Genomic DNA, 16495 nt, shown 5'->3' with positions numbered 1-16495 from the left:
ACTCCGGCGCCCCCGCCCGCATCCGCGCGTTCGCCGTCGCGCGGGCCGGCAACCCTGGCGTGGGCGGCCGGCCGTGGTGCGGCCCGGTACGTCGGGGCGCGGGCCCGGGGTGCGGGTCAGCAGCCGTCGTGCTTGGGGGTGAAGCGGAGGCGGGCGTGCCGGTCCGTGCCGATGGCCGTGTCGTAGGTCGTGCGGTTGACCTGGTACCAGACGTCGTCCCGCTTCGCGTTGCCGCCGGCGTCGTCGAGGCTGACGCACCACCGCTCCGGCCGCAGGACCCGCGTGTAGGTCTCGGTGCCGCTGCGGACCCGCTTGCAGGTCCTGGAGTGCTCGGTGGAGTACCAGGTGCGGGTGCGCCGCTTGGAGCCCGAGCCGCTGCTCGTCGAGTGCCTGACCCGCCGCGTGACGGTGGTGCACTTCTGCGTCGTGCGCGGCCGGGTGGCCCGGGTGGTGACGGCCGCGCGGTGACGCGTCGCGTCCAGCAGCCCGAAGACGCTCGCGTCGGCGGTGGCGGCCGCGTCCGGCCGGGACTGTCCGGCACTGCTCCCGCTGCCGTTGCCGCTGCCGGCCGTGTGGTTCGGCCCGTTCTCCGGCGCGTCGGCATCGCGGCCGCACGCGCCGAGCCCGGCTATGAGCGCGGCCGTCAGCACGGCTGTCGCAAGTCGCTTGAACATGTCTTCCTTCGATCGACGGCCCGCAGCGTAACGGATCACCAGCCGATGCGAAGGGTCGAGGTCTCACCCGGGTCCGGGCCGAGACCGACGGCGAGGCTTTCAGGCGACGTGGATGCTCAACGACGCCGGTGGAGGCCGACGACAGTTGCCCGGTGAGGGCACGTCAGCCCCGGGCGCGGACCTGTTCGAACAGGACCGGATCGTGGGCGTTCACGATGACCAGGTCGGGTTCGCCGCGCCGGTACAGCTCAGCGAGTCGCGCGTGATTGGCGCGCACTTTCTTGAGGTCGAACGCGACGAGGGTCTCCATGCTTCGCAGGGCGTACGGAACCTGGTGCCGCCGATCGAGGATGCCGCGGTGGTAGAAGGCGTCCCCGGTATGAAGCAGCCACCCGTCGCTCGTGTCGACGGCGACGGCGGCGTGGCCCCGGGTGTGTCCGGGAAGGGCGATCAGGGCGATGCCGGGTGCGATCGCGTCGAGTTCACGTGCGGCGGCGAACCCTCGCCAGTGCTCACCGTCGGGACGGTGCTCGACAAGCTTCACGCCGTGCTCCCATTGCGGCCGCTGGTAGCGGATGCGCTCTCTCCAGGTTGGGGAGTGCACGGCCCCGCGAGCCTCGTCGGCAGTGACATGGACCTGGGCATCGGGGAAGTCGGCCAGACCGCCGATGTGGTCCGAGTCGAAGTGCGTGAGGACGATGTGACGGACGTCGGCCCGCTTGAACCCGAGCTTTTCGACCTGCCGCGCCGCCGTTTCCTCCGCGTCGAAGACGGGCCGGACGAAGCGTCGGGCGGGTCCGACCCGACGCCTGGGGTCGGCGATGTCCTTGAGTCCATAGCCGGAGTCGACGAGTACCAGGCTGCCCGCGGTCTCGATGAGAAGGACGTGACACACCAGGTGGGTGCCGGGGGGATGCATGGTGCCGCAGTTCAGGTGATGGATTTTCACAGAGGAGTCCTTGATGTGCGCGGAGTCGGACAAGCCCTACGGGAAGGGGGATCGGTTGCGGAGCCGTGGTGGTGCGTCGTTCCTGACGGCGATGCGGTTCCTCGCGTCGCCGGCTGCGGCAGGGAGGCTACGAAGCCCGAAGTTCCCTAGTGGGTCAGGATGACTCGACGCTGTGCCGGACGCTCCCCGGTCGCCGCGGCGAGCAGGAAGTCCGCCACGTCCGCCCGACTGATCCTGCCGCCGACCCGGCCGACATGCGTGTCGGCGTCGAAGGTCTTGTAGGTGCCGGTGCGCGGTCCGTTGGTGAGCATCACCGGCAGGGCGATGGTGCAGTCCACGTCACTGGCGGCGAGGTCGTCGTCCGCCACACCCTTGTCCGCCATCAGCCGGCTCATCAGCATCTTGGACGCTGCTCCTTGGATGACGGACTGCTGCTGTGACGAACTGCCGGCGCCCAGGGCGGACAGCCAGACCAAGCGGTTCGCCTCGCTCGCCGCCATCGAGGGAAGGACGGCCGCGACGGCGCGGGTGGCCAGGGTGGACTTGAAGTCCTTGCCCGGACCGAGCGCGGAGATGACGGGGCCGCGTCCCACGGCACGCGTGACGTCGCCGGCGACGGTGGCGTCGCCGGTGATCACCGTGACGCGGCTGTCGTCGCGCTGGGGCAGGCGGGAGGGGTCGCGGACCAGAACCGTGATGGTGTGGCCGCTCTCCAGAGCCTGCGTGAGGACCTGCTGTCCGGTGGGGCCGGTCGCGCCGAGAAGGGTGATGTGCATGGGTCCTCGCTTCGAGAAGTGCTCGGGCAGATGAGGCGCTCATAAGGTGAGCGCTGGCTCATTTTCTATAGTGAGCGCGCGCTCATGTTTTGGCAAATCCCGGGTGGATCGCGACTAGAGTGGGGCCGACGGAACAGAGAGGTGAGGCGATGGCTCAGGATCGGACGCTGCGGGCGGACGCGGCGCGCAACCGGGCCAAGATCCTGGACAGCGCCCGTGAGCTGATCACCCTGCACGGGGCTGATGTGCCCACCGACGCGATCGCCGAGGCTGCCGGTGTGGCCGCCGGCACCCTGTACCGCCACTTCCCGAGCAAGTCCGCCCTGATCAGCGCCGCGCTGGAGGGGGGCCTGGAACGTCTGGCGGTCATCACCGAGGCGGCGTGGGTGCGGGTCGAGGAGGGGCGGACCTCGGCGATGGAGGAGTTCCGCGCGCTCGCGGCCGCCTACGTGAGCGCCGCCGCCGAGGATCACGCACTCCGTCTCGCGGCGAACCGCCTGAGCGAGGACCGCAGATTCAGCGCCGACCAGTTGCAGCGCGCCGCCGCCGCGGGCCGGCGTCTGGTGGATCGGGCTCAGCGCGACGGAGACATGCATCCGGACGTCACCGTCGACGACGTCTACCTGCTGCTGCACTCCGCTCCCGTCGACGCGGCCCCCTCGACGCGTGCACGCTGGCTCGCCCTGATGCTCGCGGGCTTCGACGTCGACCGGCGGGAGTGGCCCGATGTGAGCGGCCGCTGAGGGTTGTGACGTCCGACCGGTCCGCGCCCCGGGCCGGACGGGCCGTCTGAACGGGCGGCGCAGAGTCTGCACCCGCGGGCCGCGCAGGGCATTACCGGTCCCGCTCAGGAGTGGCCCGGGCCGGCGGTGTTCGTCGATGCGTCCAAGGGCTGCCCGTAGGCGTGTGGCCTGTGGGTCACGCGGGTGATCGGCCCGTATCGAGCATTCCCACGACGCGGTCGATCCACTGTGCGTCGACCTCGCCGCCCGTCACCTGGAGGCGGTAGTAGACGGCGCCGGCGGCCATGGCGAGTGCCGCCTCGGTGTCGAAACCGTCGGACACCTCGCCACGAGCCCGCGCGCGCTCGAAGATCGGTGCCACTTCGCCGAGTCGGCGGGTCCAGAACGTGGTGCGGGCGGAAGGCCCTTCCGCCGATTCCATCTCGAGCCCGGCCGCCAGGGCCGCGGTGCCGAGCGGGGACGTGATGAAGTCGGCGATCTGGCGCAGCAGTCCGGCCAGATCGGTGGCGAGGCTTCCGGTGTCGGGAACATGAATCCGCTCGGTCACGGCCGCTGTGATGGCGTCCAGTGCGAGAGCGGCGCAGTTCGGCCATCTCCGGTACATGGTCGTGCGGCTGACGCCCGCGGTCTTCGCGATGTCCTGGAAGTTGAGGGCGGCGTAGCCCTCCGCGGCGAGGAGTTCGGCCGTGGCGCTCAGCACCCGGTCGGTGACCACCCTGCTCCGTCCGCCGGGGCGCATGCGGGGAGCGCCCACCGGGCCTTCCTGATCCGCACCGACGTGCCGCACACCTCTTGACGCCACGCGACGCACCTCCCTACGGTTACAAATGTTCCATTAAGGCGAGGGTGGATTTCCTCCGGCATGCCGAGGGTCTCCCGGCCCTCATCCTCTCAAAGGCGGATCGCATGACTGAACGTAATGCGTTGCAGGTCATCGTCGTCGGCGGCGGGCCCGTCGGTCTCGCGTCCGCGCTGGAACTGGCGCGCTTCGGGGTTCGCACCGTGCTGGTCGAAAAGCACGAGACGACTTCGCGGCACCCGAAGACACGCAACTTCAACACGCGCACGATGGAGATCGCGAAGGGCTGGGGTGACGCCGTCTATCGGCGGCTCAGGGGCATCGACACGCCCGATGGATGGAAGAGCCCGATCCGCTTCCTGCACTCCGTGACGGGAGAGCAGTTCGGCATGATCGAGTCGAAGGGATTCGAAGGCCCTGGCCCAGGGATCAGCCCGGCGAAGCCCGTGATGTCCTCCCAGGAACTCATCGAGGAGATCCTGCTGGACGCCGCCCGTGCGACGGGACTGGTCGACATCCGCTTCGGCACCGAGGCCATCGAGTTGCTCAAGGGGGCGGACCCCTCCGACACCGAGGTCGCACTGCGCGTGGTGGACCGTGCGACCCAGGCACGGGAGACCCTCACCGGCGTCGCACTCATTGCGGCCGACGGTGCGGCAAGCCCACTTCGGGAACAGCTCGGGATCCGGCTCGAGGGCCCGAAGAACCTGCATCACATCGTCAACTGCTACTTCCGTGCCGACATCGAACGGCACATCGGGGACCGCAAAGGCGTCCTCCTGTTCGTCTCCAACGAGAACGCGACGGGAGTGCTGCAACCGCTCGACGCCGCCGGGCGCTGGCTCTGCCAGATCACCGTCAAGTCCGAGGAGTGGTCCCTCGACACCTTCACCCACAGCCGCGCCCGCGAGTGGATCCGCGCCGCCGTCGGCGTCGACGACCTGGAGCCGGACATCATCTCGCTCGGGCTGTGGAAGCTCAACGCGACCGTTGCCGAACGTCTCGTCCAGGGTCGTGTGCTGCTGTGCGGGGATGCCGCTCACCAGTTCCCCCCGACCGGAGGGCTGGGCGTCAACACGGGCCTTCAAGGCATGCACAACGCCATGTGGAAGCTGGCCCACTACGTGCGAGGACAGGCGGAATGGCCCCTGGTCGAGACCTACGACACGGAGCGCCGTGAGGTTTCCCGGCGCATCACCAGCCAGTCGCTGGAGAATTCCGTCAATGTCCAGCGCATCTTCGCGGCTGCCGCCGGCGGCGGTGACAGCGGCCTGAGCACGGAGGAGGTCGTCACGGTCTCCCGCCGCTACGGCAACCATCTGGGCGTCGAGTTCGGCGCGGCCTACGCCTCCACGGCGGTCGTTGCCGACGGCACCCAGGTGCCTGAAGTCGCCGACCCCTATGCCGACTACGTCCAGACCGCGACTCCCGGTTGCCGTGCACCGCACGTTCCGCTCAACAGAGGCGATGCCGAGCTCTCCACCCTCGACCTCATCGGCACCTCGTTCACCCTGCTCGCGGCCCCCGCCGGCCAGGCGTGGTGCACCGCCGCTGCGGAAGCGGCCGGCCATTTCGGAACCGCCATCGACTGCTACCGCATCGGTGCCGCGGGCCTGACCGACCACGGCGGCTTCGTACGGGCCTACGGCCTGCACGACGACGGCGCGGTCCTCGTCCGCCCGGACGGATACATCGCCTGGCGCAGCCCGAGCGGACCGGCCGACGCCGGTGACCTCCGCAAGGCAATCAGCCAGATCCTCGCCTGACGTCCGGACAGGCGCACCCCCTCCTTCCCCTTCCACCGAGGAGATCCCGTGAGCAGCACGCAGGAGCGGAACATGGACCTCGTCGCCGGCAGGCACCTGAAGGTCGCCACACCGCCGGTCTTCGAGACGCCCCAACAGGAACGGGCGCACCGCAAGGCCAAACTCGCCGCGGCGTTCCGCATGTTCAGCAAGGCAGGGCTCGACGAGGGCGTGGCCGGGCACATCACCGTCCGCGACCCCGAAGAACCGGACACCTTCTGGGTGAACCCCTTCGGCATGCACTTCAGCATGATCAAGAGCAGTGACCTGGTACGGGTGGACGAGGCGGGAGAGGTCGTCGAGGGCGAACGGGCCGTCAACGGCGCCGCGGTCGCGATCCACTGCGCGGTCCATGCCGCCCGCCCGGACGTGCTGGCCGCCGCGCACGCCCACGGTCCGATGGGCAAGACGCTCTCCTCGCTGGAGATGACCATCGAACCGCTGACGCAGGACGCCTGCGCGTTCTACGAGGACGTCGGCGTCTTCGACGACTACACCGGCGTCGTGGTCGACCCCGAGGAAGGCAAGCGGATCGGCCGCGCACTGGGACAGCACAAGGCAGTGATTCTGCGCAACCACGGCATGCTGACCGTGGGCCGGTCCGTGGACAGTGCCGCGTGGTGGTTCCTGACGCTGGAGCGAACGGCCCAGTCCCAGTTGACGGCCTACGCTGCCGCGGCAGGACTGGGCACCAAGCCCCTACAGATCCGGCATTCCGAGGCGGAGGTGACCCGCGGGCAGGTCGGCGGTGAGCTGGCCGGCTGGTTCCAGTTCCAGCCCATCTGGGAGCGGATCAGCACCGACCACCCGGACATCTTCCAGTGACGGCCCCTGACGTGACCGCAGCGTCTCAGCGACCGTCCCTCAGCGCCTACCCCAGAGCGAACGGGCGTTGGACGACCCCGGAGCCGAACGAGCCGACCGTGGCCTTCTTCGGAACCTCCAGCATGCTGATACGAGCCGGCGATACCTCGGTGATGATCGACGGCTTCTTCTCCCGGCCGTCCCTGGAAGAGGTGCTCGCCGGGCCCATCGCCCCGGACCCGGCCGTCATCGACGCCTGTCTGCACCGTGCGGGCGTCACTTCCCTGGATGCCGTCATCTGCGTGCACTCGCACTACGACCATGCCTTCGACTCCCCGGTCATCGCCGCGAAGTTCCAGGCACCGCTGATCGGTTCCCGATCGACGGCGAACATCGGCCGAGGCTACGGTCTGCCGGAGAACCTGCTGCGCACGGTCCACGACGGTGAGTCGATGACGTTCGGGGACCTTGAGATCACGTTCGTGGAGAGCGTCCATTGTCCGGGAGACCTCGTACCCGGAGAGATCGAGCAGCCCGTGGTCCCTCCCGCTCCGTACGGGGCGTGGCGGACCGGAACCTGCTACACGCTCCTCGTCAGGCACGTGAGCGGCACCATCCTGGTGCAGGCCAGCGCGAACTTCATCCCCGAGAAGCTCGCCGCCCACTCCGCCGACGCCGTCTATCTCGGGATCGGGATGCTGGGAAAGCAGGACGAGCGGTTCCGAACGGCCTATTGGCACGAAGTGGTGCGGGCCACCGGCGCGAGGACGGTCTTCCCGATCCACTGGGACGATTTCATGACGCCCCTGCTGGACGGCCCGCTCCAGGCACAGCCGCTCCTGATGGACGATGTGGTGCCGGCCATGGACTTCGTGTTCGAACAGGGAAGGCGCGACGACCGGACGGTACTCCTGCCGACTTTGTGGGAACCGGTCGCCCCGCTCGAACGAACGGGATCCTGACGTCCGGGTACCGACGCACCGAACCTCACGCCATCGACGGCGAATCGGCGGAGCCGTGGAGGTGGTGCACACCCCCGCGGCTCCGCCGACTCGTCGTCAGTGGCCCGTACGGCTCAGCGGGCGGCCAGGGTCTTCAGGGTGGCCTCGGCCGTGGCGGTGCTGGACTGGGGGTTCTGCCCGGTGACCAGATTGCCGTCCACGACGACCGTGCTGCTCCACGGCGCACCCGTCTCGACCACCGCACCGCGCTCGCGCAGCACGCTCTCCAGGAAGAACGGGGTGTTGTCGCCCAGACCTCCCTGGCGCTCCTCCTCGTCGGCGAAGGCCGTGAGGGCGCGGCCCGCGAACGTGAAGGTGCCGTCCGGGGCCGTGGCGCTGAGGAGTGCGGCGACGCCGTGGCACAGCGCGGCGACGACGGTGCCCTCGGCGTCGGCCTCGTTCAGCAGGCGGCCGAGCGCCGGGTCCTCGGCGAGGTCGGCCATCGGCGCGTGACCACCCGGCAGGTAGAGCGCGTCGTAGTCGCTCAGCCGCACGTCCGCCAGGGACAGCGGGGCGGCGAGTTCGTCCGCGATGCCGTCCAGGTAGGCGCGGAACTCCTCGGCGTCGGTCTCGGAGACACCGCCGCGCGCGTCGAGGCTGAGCGCGTCGACCGTCGGCCGGACGGCGCCGGGGGTCGCGAAGTCCACCTGGGCGCCCGCGGCGCGCAGCACCTTGTGGGAGGCGGCGACCTCCTCCGCCCAGAAGCCGGTCGGGTGGGTGGATCCGTCGGCCAGGACCAGCTGGTCGGCGGCGGAGACGATCATCAGGATCTTCGACATCGGAATGCCTGCTCTCATCGGTAGGACGACTGGGGAAATCGGTGCCCGCGGCTGCCGGCCGGGGACTGCGGACCGCGGTACCGCCGTGCTCGGAACAACCCCAGGATTCATCACGGAAATGCCCTGCCACCTCTGCCGCGCCATAAGAAGGGTTATGGAGAAGGGGTGGCCCGTTCGGCGGGGATGTGCACGGGGTGCCGTACGTCCGGCGATCACGCGCGTACCGGTGAGGCCATCACTAGAATGAGAACGATCGGAGCAATCCATAAGCTCTGTGATGGATGGAGGTGTCCTTGCCCGGCCTGGACCTGCTGGCGACGTTCCTGGAGATCTACCGCACCGGTTCGCTGTCGGCGGCGGCCGCGCGGCTGGGTGTGAGCCAGCCGGCGGTCACCGGGCAACTGGCCCGGCTCGAGGAACAGCTGGGCGAGCCGCTGTTCGTCCGGTCGAGCAGAGGTGCCCGGCCCACACCACGGGCGGTGGCACTGGCCGCCCGTGTCGGCCTGCATGTCGACGGGCTGCGTACCGCATTGGCTCCGTCGGACGAGGAACCCATGCTCCAGGGCACGGTCCACATCGGGGGAGCGGCCGAGCTGATGTCCCTCCAGGTGCTGCCCGCGCTGGCGCCGCTCTCGGCCCGGGGACTCCGGATCCGGGTGACGCTGGGCCTGGCCGGGGAACTGCTCGACGCGCTCACGGCGGCACGGCTCGACCTCGTGGTCTCCGCCGTCCGCCCCCAGCAGGACGAGCTGTCGGTGACGCCGCTGGTGGACGAGGAGTTCCTGCTGGTGGGGCCGCCGGCGCTGGCGCACGCCGTGGACCGTGAGCGGCTGGCCGCCGACCCCGTTGCCGCGCTGTCCCACATGCCCCTGGTGGCCTACGCGACCGACCTCCCGATCCTCAGGCGTTACTGGCGCAGCGAGTTCGGGCGACGGCCGCCCAACCAGGTCGCCGTCGTCGTACCGGACCTGCGTGCCGTGCTGGCCGCGGTGGCGGCGGGCATGGGCATCTCCGTACTGCCCCGCTATCTCGCGGCTCCCGCACTGGCCGCGGGTGAGGTGGTCCGGATGCACCGGCCGGTGGTCGAGCCGCTGAACACCCTGTATCTGGCGTCGCGCCGTGACACACCGGCGAGCTCGGCCGTCGCGGCCGTGTGGGAACACCTGGCCCGGGCGGCACGGGAATGGCAGAGCCTCTGATCCCCGAGTCCGGGGGCGGGTTCACCGTCCTGCGGTCAGCCGGACCGGAGGTTCTCCAAGGTCGACCGGGTGTCGGTCTTCACCCAGCGCGACACCTCGCTGATCTCGGGCGGGGTGGTCGTGGCGTACGAGGACGAGTAGGTGCTCCAGCTCATCTGGTACGTCGTCCAGCCGTCGCGCACCGCGAGCGTCACCGCCCGGCTGCCGCTGGTTCCCGTACCGGACGTGGTGTCCTCGCTCACGAGGTAGGCCTCGTCGCCGAGTCCGGACACCTTCTCCACGTCGTACCCCTCGTACCGCTGGTCGTACGCGGACCACACCGCCGTGAATTCGGGGGACGGGTCGGTCGTCCTGTGCAGGTCCATCTCCACCGAGAGATACGCGTCGGCGTACGAGGAACTGGCCGACGTCTTCAGGGAGATGCTGCAGTAGCTCTGGTCGAGCGCCTTGTCCTTGAGCGAGTTGTGCGTGGGCGCGGTGTCCTCCACGGTGTACTCGGTCCTCAGGGCCGTGTAGTCGACCGAGGGACAGAGGTTGGCCTTGGCCTGATACCCGGCGAGATCGGGTCTGCCGCCCAACGGGCCGAGGACGAGGATTCCTCCGGCCCATAACGCGGAGGCGGCCACGGCGCCGACCGTCGCCCACAGCACCGCCCGTCCCGCGTTGCCTTTTCCGCCGGAGTGTGGGGGAAATCCCGGCGCCTGCCCGTACGGATACGGCTGGCCGGGGACATAGCCGGGAGGTGGCCCGTAGCCGGCCGACGAGGTCGCGGTCGAGGCGGAGGCCTGAGTCGGGAACGGGTTCGGTGCCGGGGCGGGGGGAACCGTGGGGCCGGCGGGAGCCGGCGGCTGGGCCGAGGTCTGCGTGGGGACGTCGTCGGGCCGATCCTGCATCCTGTGCTCCTTGATCGTGGAAAGTGCGGTCGGACGGCGGAACGCGATCGGACGGCGGAATGCGGAGCTGAGACGCGGGCAGGCGGGTAGCAGTCAACGAGGCCATTTTAAGGGCCGGTTCAGCAGAAATGTCCTTGTCGGGGCGAGCTCGTGGCGAAGGGTCCGTGGCACCGGAGGAGGATGGACGCATGGGACCGGGATCCAGCGGATCGAACGACGACGGCGACCGTGTCTTCGAGCTGGAGGCGGAGGTGCAGCAGCTCAAGGAGGCCGTCACGTCCCACGCGGTCGTGGACCAGGCCATCGGGATGGTCGTCGCGCTCGGCCGGGTGTCCCCGGACCAGGGCTGGGCCGTGCTGAAGGACGTCTCCCAGCACACCAACATCAAGCTCCGCAACGTCGCCGAGCTGATTCTGGTCTGGGGACGCGACGGCGAGATCCCTCACGACGTGCGTGCCGAACTGGAGGACGCCCTCGACCGCCACGGCCCCGCCCAGATACCCGAAGCTCCGCGGGACTGATGTCCGGGCCGAACTCAGTGGACGAACGCGTAGGTGAGGAAGGCCAGACTCTCACCGATGGTCCTGGACTCCACCAGGCGCAGCGGCTTCCCGCCGCAGGTCTCGTCGAAGAACCGCTCGCCGGTCCCGAGCACGACCGGGAACACCACCAGCCGCACCTCGTCGACGAGGTCGTGCTCGATCAGCGTACGGCCGAGCCGATGACTGGCGGGCACGACGATCTCTCCGTCCAGTTCCCGCTTCAGCTTCGAGACCTCGGTGACCGGGTCACCCCGGAGGACCGTCGAATTGGTCCAGCCGGGTTCTTCGAGGGACGAGGACACGACGTACTTGGGCAGGCTGTTCAGCCGGTCCGCGAGGTCGCCGGTGCGGGGCTGCCACCGGGTGCCGAAGAACTCGTAGCTCCTGCGTCCCAGCAGCCAGGCCTCGGCGCGCAGCGCCTCGTCGAGCGCGATCCTGCTCCACTCGGCCAGATCGGCGCCCCCGAACCGGGTGAACCAGCCGCCCCGCTCGAAGCCCTCCTCGCCGTCCGGGTCCTGGACCACACCGTCCAGCGACACGTTCTGCGGTCCGCTCATCACGATCTTTCCCATGACCGATCCCTCCTCGCACCGGCGTCCTTCGCCGGTCACACGGGTACAGGCGCCCCGAGTCACGGAAACCGGGCGCGCGGAGAGCGCCCGGTTCTCCTTCCGGGCGGCGCCTGTACAGGATGGAAACGCGGCGAACGGCGGACAGAGGGAGACGGTGACGATGGCGGCAGCCGACCTGATCGACAGAGCGCGTGCCGGGGACGGTGACGCGTTCCGGGAGCTGACCGAGCCGCACCTCAGGGAGCTGAAGGTGCACTGCTACCGCATGCTCGGATCGTTCGAGGACGCGGAGGACGCTCTGCAGAACACCTTGTTGTCCGCCTGGCAGAGCCTCGGTGGCTTCGAGGGACGCGCCTCGCTGCGCACCTGGCTCTACCGGATCGCCACCCATCGCTGTCTCGACGCACGCCGTGCGGCCGCCCGGCGCCCGGCCAAGGAGTGGGACGTGCCAGGGGTCGAACCGCCCGAGCCGACCCGGCTCGGCGAGATCGTATGGCTTCAGCCGTTGCCCGGTGACCTCCTGGAGGACGCGGCTGACGTTCCGCTCGGCCCGGAGGCCCGCTACGAACAGGCCGAATCCGTTTCGCTGGCCTTCGTGACCGCGCTCCAGGCGCTGCCGCCGCGCCAGCTCGCTGTCCTCGTCCTGCGTGACGTCCTAGGGTTCAGGGCGAGTGAGGCGGCGGGCATGCTGGACTCCACCGTCGACTCGGTCGACAGCGCCCTGAAGCGGGCGCGCGCCGGTCTGCGGCGCCACCGGTCCGGGGCCGGCGCCGGTGAACCCGGGCCGCCGGTAGCGGGCTCACCCGCGGAGGACGCGATCGTGGGCAGGTTCGTCCGTGCGTGGGAGGCCGCCGATGTCGACGCGCTGGTGGCGCTGCTGACCGACGACGTCTTCATGTCGATGCCGCCGATGCCCTTCGAGTACCAGGGCCGGGACGTCGTGGCCCGCTTCTGCGCGGGCCTGTTCGACGCCGGGCGCAGGTTCGACCTGGTCCCGTCCCGCGCCAATGCCCAGCCGGCCTTCGGCGCCTACCTGCGCGGCCCCAGCGGCATCAGCCACGGAGTCGGCCTCTACGTCCTCACCCTCACCGACAGCCGCATCTCCGCACTGACCCGCTTCGACAACAGCGTGCTCCCGTGGTTCGGACTGCCTCGGACGCTTCCCAGCCGGGGATGACCGAGCGGGTCGCGGCCGGAGCCGCACCCGGGAAGAAATCGTCAATTACAAGTTGACGCTCCTCGGTCGTCAACTTAAGATTGACGCATGAGTCCACTCGACATCAGCCTCGCCGACCTGATCGCCCGTCTCGACGAGGAGCTTCCCGAAGCAGACGAACTGGCACGCATCAGCGAGGCGCGGCTTCGCGCGCAGACGCTGTCCGATCTCGGTGACCAGCTCATCGACCACTACGTCAGCAACGCCAAGCGGACCGGCGCGTCCTGGACCCAGATCGGCGACGCCATCGGGGTCTCCAAGCAGGCGGCCCAGCAGCGCCACGCGCCCGCCGCGTTCGAGCGCTTCACCCATCTGAACCGGCACAGCATCGTGCTGGCACAGGAATCCGCGCGGACGCACAAGCACGACTTCATCGGCACCGGACACCTCCTGCTCGGCCTGCTCGGCGAACCGCAGGGGCTGGCCCACGAGGTGCTGACGGCGAAGGGCGGGTCGGAGCGGAGCGTCCGCGAGGCGGTCGAGGCCGCCATGCCGCCGGCGGGGGCGAAGGCGCTACGAGGTCATATCCCCTTCCGCCCGGAGAGCAAGGAGGCCATCGAGCAGGCCCACCGCGCCTCGGCCGGCCTCGGTCACGACTGGGTCGGCACCGAGCACATGCTGCTGGGTCTCATCCACGCCGAGGAGAGCACGGCCGGGCGGGTGCTGCGCTGCCTCGGCTTCACGCCGGACGAACTGCGCGACACCGTCAGGACCTTGGCCGCCGAACGGAAGTCCGGCGGCGGCGAGAACTGACGCGAGCCGTTCCGAGCACCGGCGGCGCCCCCACGTCCCGGGCGGTGTCCACGCCGAAACCCGCCTTGCGGGTGGAGGTGGTGCGGTCCGCGGAGGCCCGTCGGCGTACGCCGGAGCGCGGCCCCCTGCCCGGAAGCGGCCGCCTGCTCCCGTTTTCAAGCGATGACCTCCGCCACACCTTTTGGTCCTTCCGGTCCGGACCGGAGCATGTGAAGCTGCTGCATCGTATGGACCATGAAACCGGCCGGGGCGGAACGCGCACCGCGCCGGCGCCAGAGAGGACGGCTTCATGTCGACCGCGAAACGCCGCTACAGCCTGACGTGGACGGACCCGGACGGTGCGCCCCAGGCTTCCGCCGGACGCTACGACAAGCGTTCCGCCACGCGGCGCCGGCGTGCGCTGGAAGCGGTCGGGTGCACCCGTGTCGAGGTCGTCGTGGTCAAGCCCGGAGAGCTGCCCGAACCGGCCCTGTGACCCGAAGCGGGTCCGGCTGAGGGCGACGGGGGTCCGTTTCAGGCGTCGGCGTCGGCACCTGGACCGAGATAGTCCACCGTCGTGTGGTCCGCGTGCGGGTCGAGCAGTTCGCGCAGTTCGTCGGCCGCGGTCCTGAGGAGCCGGGCGTCGCGGGTGGCCTGGACGGTTTCGAGGATGAAGGCGACACGGGTGGACTCCCGGGTGACGCGGGTGCGATGGGCGTCGCGGTGGTTCCAGTGCCGGGTGAGGACGTCCGTGGTGTCCGCGTAGACGACCTCACCGGGGCGGGGGTTCTCGACGGTGCCGGGTTCGCCGAGCGGCGTGAAGGTCTCACCGCCGTCGGCGTGACGGATCTCGACGTCACCGGTCACGTGGTCCAGGTCGAAGGCGCCCGCGGGCAGACCGTGGCGGACCGACACGGCGTTGTACGAGTCCACGGCCGGGTTGATCCGCGGCAGGGTGCCCTTCTTGGTGAGGCGACGGCCGAGGGCGTCGACGCTGGGTCGGATCCGGCGCGGGTTGGTGCCGAAGGCGCGGTACGCGGTGTGCCATGCCTCGATGCGCGGATCGGTCTCGTCGGCGGGCAGCCAGGTCGCTTCGGTGAGCCGCTGTTCCAGGTCGTCCAGCGCGGTGACGGTGGCCGGCCAGGGTTCGTGGCCGCGCAGGCCGGTGGCGGTGACGACCACGACGAGGGCGTCGGGGAACGCGGCGGCGACGGCCGGGGTGATGCGGAAGGTGGTCATCCGAGGTCCGTTTCCGGGGAGGGGGCGGTCGAGGGGGAGCGCCGGTGGCGGGGGACGGCGGAGGTCAGGGTTTCCAGGGGCCGACGCGGTCCAGGCGGCGCAACTGCTGGGCCGCGGTGGGTGTGTCGAGGCCCGTGCCGCGCTCGGTGAGCCGGCGGGCGGTGTCGGCCCGCTGTTCGACGGGCTTGTGATCGTCGTACTTGAACTTCGCGCGGACGTCGGTGACGTCCAGGCGCAGGCCGCGGATGCCGGGCAGCATCCGCCCGTACGGGAGCTCGTCGGTCTCCACGGGGGCGTGGTCGCCCTCCGGCTGGAAGTGGGCCAGCTGGCGGCGCAGCAGTTCCGCCTTCGCCTCGGGCTCGTCGATGACGGTCGCCGTGCAGGTGAACTGGACGGCCGCGTAGTAGCTGGTCGGCACGCCGTCCGTGGACGGGACGCCGGGCTTGGCGCGCCAGGGGCCCGGGATGAACGCGTAGTCGCCGATGACGGTGAACGTGACGTGCGGGTCGGTCTCGATCGCGGTCCAGACGGGGTTGGGGCGGGCGAGGTGGATCAGCAGGCGGGTGCCGTCGACGGTGAAGTGGGTGGGCACGACGGCGGGCGGCTGTCCGGGCGGGCCGTTGACGCTGAGCAGGCCGAAGTCGTGGCCGTCCGCGATCCAGGTCCGCCATTCGGAGTCGTCGAGAGCGGCGTCCCAGGGCTGGATGAACATGGGGATCGATCCTTCCGGGCGAGGGCGAGGGCGAGGGCGAGGGCGAGGGCGAGGGCGAGGGCGAGGGCGAGGGGGTTGGAGGGGGAGTGGGGGCCTGTGTGCGGGAGGCGGGGGAAGGGGCGTACGGGTGCGCGGGGTCAGGTGAGGGCGAGGAGGCTCACGGCCACAGCGGCGGTACCCAGTCCGATCAGCTGCCCGCGGTGGATCCGCTCCGCCAGCACCCCACGGGCCAGCATCACCGTGCCGGCCGGATACAGGGCGGTGATCACGGCGACGACCGCGAGGTCACCACCGCGGACGGCGCACAGGAACAGCAGATTGGCCACCGAGTCCAGCACTCCGGCCGTCGCCGACATCGCGTACGCGGGCCTCTCCGGACCCAGTCTGCGGTACATCACCCCCGCCGCGGCGAGGGTGACGGCGGTGGACACGGCCCGTCCGACGATCAGCGGTCCGACGCCGCTGCCCGCCGGAGCCTGGTGCAGAAAGACCAGCTGGAGGGCGATGGCCGCCCCGGCGCCGAAGGCCGTCAGCAGCGCGGTGCGCGACGGGCGCGCGGTACCGGCGCCCCCTCCGGCGCTGACCAGGACCACCGCCGCCAGTGCCAGCGGCAGACCGATCAGCCCGGCCGGGCCCGGCCGCTCCCCCTCCATCAGGGCGACGCCGACCGGCAGCACGGCCGAGACCAGTGCCGTCACGGGCGAGAGGACGTTCATCGGACCGATCGCGAGCGTGCGGTACAGCAGGGCGAACGCGGCGGCGGACGCGACCCCGGACGCCGCGCCCCACGCGAGGGTCGCCGGGGCGAAGGAGGCGCCGAGGAAGGGCCACAGCAGCAGCTCGACGGCGAACGAAGCGGGCGCGGCGATCATCACCGTACGCAGGACGTGGGCCTTGCGGGCGCCCAGGCCGCCGAGGAAGTCGGCGCAACCGTAGGCGAGGGAGCTGCCCAGGGCCAGCAGCAGAGCTATCACGGGTACATCCCTTACTATCAATGGAACGACTGCACCGTACAACGCACCGACCGTAGGTCGTCAACCGAACGACCGTGAGGTTCAGT

At 70.3% G+C, this 16495-nt stretch carries 19 protein-coding genes and 1 pseudogene; 9 read left to right on the top strand and 11 right to left on the bottom strand.

The window, feature by feature from the left end; translation table 11 throughout:
- Nucleotides 1-116 precede the first annotated feature (116 nt).
- From ACFWI4_RS28500 to ACFWI4_RS28490, 3 genes are all read right to left on the bottom strand, one after another.
- Nucleotides 117-674: a hypothetical protein gene (locus ACFWI4_RS28500; RefSeq protein WP_387201704.1), complete on the bottom strand. Its 558-nt coding sequence runs from the start codon at nucleotides 672-674 to the stop codon at nucleotides 117-119.
- Between the two features lie 163 nt (nucleotides 675-837).
- Complete coding sequence (locus ACFWI4_RS28495) at nucleotides 838-1623, bottom strand: MBL fold metallo-hydrolase (RefSeq protein ID WP_387201701.1); 786 nt, start codon at nucleotides 1621-1623, stop codon at nucleotides 838-840.
- Between the two features lie 146 nt (nucleotides 1624-1769).
- Nucleotides 1770-2399: an NAD(P)-dependent oxidoreductase gene (locus ACFWI4_RS28490; RefSeq protein ID WP_387201698.1), complete on the bottom strand. Its 630-nt coding sequence runs from the start codon at nucleotides 2397-2399 to the stop codon at nucleotides 1770-1772.
- 149 nt (nucleotides 2400-2548) lie between these two features.
- Here ACFWI4_RS28490 and ACFWI4_RS28485 point away from each other — a divergent pair, with 149 nt between their 5' ends.
- Nucleotides 2549-3142 (top strand): TetR/AcrR family transcriptional regulator, encoded by a 594-nt coding sequence (locus ACFWI4_RS28485; RefSeq protein ID WP_387201695.1) that lies wholly within the window; start codon nucleotides 2549-2551, stop codon nucleotides 3140-3142.
- Nucleotides 3143-3317: 175 nt separating this feature from the next.
- On the opposite strand, the gene ACFWI4_RS28480 is transcribed toward ACFWI4_RS28485, so the two are convergent.
- On the bottom strand, nucleotides 3318-3896 hold the full coding sequence (locus ACFWI4_RS28480; protein WP_387201692.1) for a TetR/AcrR family transcriptional regulator: 579 nt from the start codon (nucleotides 3894-3896) through the stop codon (nucleotides 3318-3320).
- 152 nt (nucleotides 3897-4048) lie between these two features.
- Between ACFWI4_RS28480 and ACFWI4_RS28475 the strand changes: the two genes are divergently transcribed.
- The 3 genes from ACFWI4_RS28475 (at nucleotide 4049) to ACFWI4_RS28465 (ending at nucleotide 7512) form a co-directional block, all read left to right on the top strand.
- Nucleotides 4049-5707, top strand: coding sequence for an FAD-dependent monooxygenase (locus ACFWI4_RS28475; RefSeq protein ID WP_387201689.1), 1659 nt, complete (start codon nucleotides 4049-4051; stop codon nucleotides 5705-5707).
- Between the two features lie 72 nt (nucleotides 5708-5779).
- Nucleotides 5780-6571 carry a class II aldolase/adducin family protein gene (locus tag ACFWI4_RS28470; RefSeq protein WP_387201773.1) on the top strand — a complete coding sequence of 264 codons (792 nt, stop codon included), beginning with the start codon at nucleotides 5780-5782 and terminating at the stop codon, nucleotides 6569-6571.
- Entirely contained in the window at nucleotides 6568-7512 is a 945-nt protein-coding gene (locus tag ACFWI4_RS28465) for an MBL fold metallo-hydrolase (protein WP_387201686.1), read from the top strand. The genes ACFWI4_RS28470 and ACFWI4_RS28465 overlap by 4 nt, the downstream gene beginning before the upstream one ends.
- A 113-nt stretch (nucleotides 7513-7625) precedes the next feature.
- Here the strand turns inward: ACFWI4_RS28465 and ACFWI4_RS28460 are convergent, their stop codons facing one another.
- Nucleotides 7626-8330 carry a type 1 glutamine amidotransferase domain-containing protein gene (locus ACFWI4_RS28460; RefSeq protein WP_387201683.1) on the bottom strand — a complete coding sequence of 235 codons (705 nt, stop codon included), beginning with the start codon at nucleotides 8328-8330 and terminating at the stop codon, nucleotides 7626-7628.
- A gap of 281 nt (nucleotides 8331-8611) precedes the next feature.
- Here ACFWI4_RS28460 and ACFWI4_RS28455 point away from each other — a divergent pair, with 281 nt between their 5' ends.
- On the top strand, nucleotides 8612-9529 hold the full coding sequence (locus ACFWI4_RS28455) for a LysR family transcriptional regulator (RefSeq protein WP_387201680.1): 918 nt from the start codon (nucleotides 8612-8614) through the stop codon (nucleotides 9527-9529).
- A 35-nt stretch (nucleotides 9530-9564) separates the two neighbouring features.
- On the opposite strand, the gene ACFWI4_RS28450 is transcribed toward ACFWI4_RS28455, so the two are convergent.
- Nucleotides 9565-10422, bottom strand: a complete 858-nt coding sequence (locus tag ACFWI4_RS28450; RefSeq protein WP_387201677.1) for a hypothetical protein — start codon at nucleotides 10420-10422, stop codon at nucleotides 9565-9567.
- Nucleotides 10423-10610: 188 nt separating this feature from the next.
- On the opposite strand from ACFWI4_RS28450, the gene ACFWI4_RS28445 reads away from it, so the two are divergent.
- Complete coding sequence (locus ACFWI4_RS28445) at nucleotides 10611-10943, top strand: ANTAR domain-containing protein (RefSeq protein WP_387201674.1); 333 nt, start codon at nucleotides 10611-10613, stop codon at nucleotides 10941-10943.
- 14 nt (nucleotides 10944-10957) lie between these two features.
- On the opposite strand, the gene ACFWI4_RS28440 is transcribed toward ACFWI4_RS28445, so the two are convergent.
- Nucleotides 10958-11536 carry a dihydrofolate reductase family protein gene (locus tag ACFWI4_RS28440; protein ID WP_387201671.1) on the bottom strand — a complete coding sequence of 193 codons (579 nt, stop codon included), beginning with the start codon at nucleotides 11534-11536 and terminating at the stop codon, nucleotides 10958-10960.
- Nucleotides 11537-11696: 160 nt separating this feature from the next.
- Between ACFWI4_RS28440 and ACFWI4_RS28435 the strand changes: the two genes are divergently transcribed.
- The 3 genes from ACFWI4_RS28435 to ACFWI4_RS28425 all read left to right on the top strand — a co-directional run bounded on the left by ACFWI4_RS28435 (nucleotide 11697) and on the right by ACFWI4_RS28425 (nucleotide 13980).
- Complete coding sequence (locus ACFWI4_RS28435; RefSeq protein WP_387201668.1) at nucleotides 11697-12713, top strand: RNA polymerase subunit sigma-70; 1017 nt, start codon at nucleotides 11697-11699, stop codon at nucleotides 12711-12713.
- 87 nt (nucleotides 12714-12800) lie between these two features.
- Nucleotides 12801-13505 (top strand): Clp protease N-terminal domain-containing protein, encoded by a 705-nt coding sequence (locus ACFWI4_RS28430; protein ID WP_387201665.1) that lies wholly within the window; start codon nucleotides 12801-12803, stop codon nucleotides 13503-13505.
- Nucleotides 13506-13794: 289 nt separating this feature from the next.
- Nucleotides 13795-13980, top strand: a complete 186-nt coding sequence (locus ACFWI4_RS28425) for a hypothetical protein (RefSeq protein ID WP_387201662.1) — start codon at nucleotides 13795-13797, stop codon at nucleotides 13978-13980.
- 38 nt (nucleotides 13981-14018) lie between these two features.
- Here the strand turns inward: ACFWI4_RS28425 and ACFWI4_RS28420 are convergent, their stop codons facing one another.
- The 4 genes and pseudogenes from ACFWI4_RS28420 to ACFWI4_RS28405 all read right to left on the bottom strand — a co-directional run bounded on the left by ACFWI4_RS28420 (nucleotide 14019) and on the right by ACFWI4_RS28405 (nucleotide 16409).
- A complete protein-coding gene (locus ACFWI4_RS28420; RefSeq protein WP_387201659.1) occupies nucleotides 14019-14723 on the bottom strand; it encodes a B3/4 domain-containing protein in 705 nt (234 codons plus the stop codon).
- A 64-nt stretch (nucleotides 14724-14787) separates the two neighbouring features.
- Nucleotides 14788-15435, bottom strand: a complete 648-nt coding sequence (locus ACFWI4_RS28415; protein WP_387201656.1) for an FMN-binding negative transcriptional regulator — start codon at nucleotides 15433-15435, stop codon at nucleotides 14788-14790.
- A gap of 23 nt (nucleotides 15436-15458) precedes the next feature.
- Nucleotides 15459-15530 (bottom strand): annotated as a pseudogene (locus tag ACFWI4_RS28410) (hypothetical protein); the annotation flags it as partial.
- Nucleotides 15531-15572: 42 nt separating this feature from the next.
- Complete coding sequence (locus ACFWI4_RS28405) at nucleotides 15573-16409, bottom strand: EamA family transporter (protein WP_387201653.1); 837 nt, start codon at nucleotides 16407-16409, stop codon at nucleotides 15573-15575.
- Nucleotides 16410-16495 lie beyond the last annotated feature (86 nt).

Origin of the sequence: Streptomyces sp. NPDC127038 (genome assembly GCF_042725875.1) — a bacterium.
GTDB lineage: Bacteria > Actinomycetota > Actinomycetes > Streptomycetales > Streptomycetaceae > Streptomyces.
The sequence above is the reverse complement of the archived record's forward strand: the minus strand, read 5'-3'. Positions and strand labels throughout refer to the sequence as shown.